Origin of the sequence: Streptomyces sp. NPDC047974 (assembly GCF_040653375.1) — a bacterium.
Classification (GTDB): Bacteria; Actinomycetota; Actinomycetes; order Streptomycetales; family Streptomycetaceae; genus Streptomyces.
In genome coordinates this window covers 1-2,190 of record NZ_JBEZNU010000096.1, presented here as the reverse complement: position 1 = coordinate 2,190, position 2,190 = coordinate 1, and the positions used below count along the sequence as shown (strand labels likewise).

1 protein-coding gene is annotated in these 2,190 nt (G+C 68.9%); it reads right to left on the bottom strand.

The features are described 5' to 3' along the window. A partial coding sequence (locus tag AB0E19_RS38475) for a fimbria/pilus outer membrane usher protein (RefSeq protein WP_362189838.1) occupies positions 1-2,058 on the bottom strand: 2,058 nt, incomplete at its 3' end. Between the last annotated feature and the right edge of the window lie 132 nt (positions 2,059-2,190).

Genomic DNA, 2,190 nt, shown 5'->3' with positions numbered 1-2,190 from the left:
GTCCGACACCTCAACGGCCATCCCCGGCTCGGGGTGTTCCAGGTAGAGCGCTCCGTCGTAGCCCACCATTGCTTGTTCGTTCGGCGTAGATGCCAGGGTGCCCGGCGCGATGCTGGCCCCTGTCAGAGTGAAGGCCCGGGCGTTCTGCGTCAGCACGGGGAAGGTCACCCGCACACCGCCTTGGCGGGGGGCCACCGATTGCTTTTCGGTCTCCCCGATCTCCACGCCCACCGGCAGCTCCTTGTCCTTGAGGCTGACGGTGGTGGGCAGCAAGGAGGGAACGTCGGTGACCAGCACGCGGCCTTGCTTGTTGGTCTGGCCGACCGGTGCGCCGTTGACCCGCACCGGCACGCCCGCTTGGCCCGGCACATCCACCACGGCGAAGCTGGCGTAGGCGGGTCGCCCGAAGGCCACGCCGCGGTGGTCCAGGAACACGGCGCCGGAGAAGTTGGCCGCCACCTGGGTTTGCCCGTCGTAGCGGTCCAGCATGATCCGGGCGTCGCCGTAACGCGTCATGGCATCCGCCGTGGCCTGGGTGCTGCCCTGATCGCCCTCGGCGTGCTCTGCCGCCAAGCGAAGGCCGCCCTCGGTGCGGTAGGTCGCTCGGGTGGTCAGGGCATCCTGGCCTGGAGCTTGGCGGGCCCGAACGCCCACGCTGGCCTTGCTGCCGAAGCGGTAGGTGTAGCTGGCGGACACTTGAAGATCGTCGCCTTGGAGGTCTCGGAGCACGTTGGCGGACACTTGGCCTGCAGTGCCCAGGTTCGCGCTCACGCCCAAGGAAGCGAAGGCCAGGCTGGAGCGCCCCGTGTCGATGGCGCTGTAGATGCCACGCAAAGTGAAGCGGCGATCCGGGCGGTAGGAAACGCTGGCTTGGGTGCGCGAAGCGATGGGCAGCGCCGTCTCGCTCTGCAGTCGCCAGAAACCGTCGTTTTCTTCGTGTTCCAGCCGCAGGCCAAAGGTGGGCCCTCGGTAGTCGTAGGCAGCAGCCCAACGCGTCCCGCCGTCGCTTGAGCGCCCCACCTCCCCGTCGAGCACGCCCCAGGTGCCCGGGGCCCAGGTGGAACCCACGGTGACGTTGCCCTCGCCGTTCTCGTCCACCTGACCACCGGCTCGGATGGTCCAGCGGTCGTTGACGCCCTTGGCCCACGACGCGCTGACGCCGGCCGTGCCGTAGCGGTTTTCGTCTTCGCGGACTTGTCCGGCCGCGATTTCCCAAGCGGAGAGTCCAGGACGCAGCAGGGTTGGGGCCACGTAGAGCCGTGCAGTGGAAACGGCAGTTTCCCGGCCGTAGGCGTCACGCACCACTACATCCGTTTGGCTGGCCCCCAAGGCCACGTTTCGCCCGTCCACGGTGAAGGGGCCGGCGTTGACGTCCTGGCGCGTGATTTCGGCTTGGTTGGACAGGACCTTGACCTGCCCCGGATCCAACGCGATGCCCCCCAAGGTCGGGACGGGCCACGTCGGCGTGAGCGGATCCAGCGCTGCCGGGTCCTTCGCGAGGCGAATGCCGCCCAGCGCCACGGGGCCGATGCGGGGCGTGGCGTAGACATCGCCGGCTTGCCAGGTCCGTTGGCGCTGCAGGTCGTCTTTCTGCCAGGCGGTCATGCCGCGGCGCATGCCAAACCCATTGGGGGATTGGTTGAGCTGCCCGGTGGTGGAGACCACGCCCCAACGCCCTCCGGTGCGCGCCTCCAGTGCCAAGGACGTCGCTTGTTGGCCGCCTGCAATCTGGGTGGCGAGGTTGTAGTTGACCAAGACGCCCCCGATGGCGGGCGACACCTGAGAAACCGGAGTGCCGTGCTGGCTGAGCTGCTGCGCCGGCTTGCGGTCAGCCGGAATGGTGAGCTGGACGGTGGCGTTCTCGGGGGTGTAAGCCACGGTCACGCCCAAGGCTTGGTCGGTCAGGTCCTGGCCCTCCTCGCCCGGGCGAAGGGTCACGCCGAGCTGCTGCCAGGTCGTGGATTCGGCCACCCAGGCCCCACTTTGCTGCCAGAGCAACACGGGGTCCTTCGCGGGCAGCCCGTTGGCCCGGATTGGCGCGGCCAGCACCGGCTCCACCCCGTCTGGGATGGCCGCGTGCGCGCTGCCAATGGACAGGACCAGCGCGAGGCCCAGGACGCTTCCCCGCCGCACGTGTCGCCCTCAGTTCACGGGGACGACGACGGGGGACCCGTTGACCGTGACGGTGAC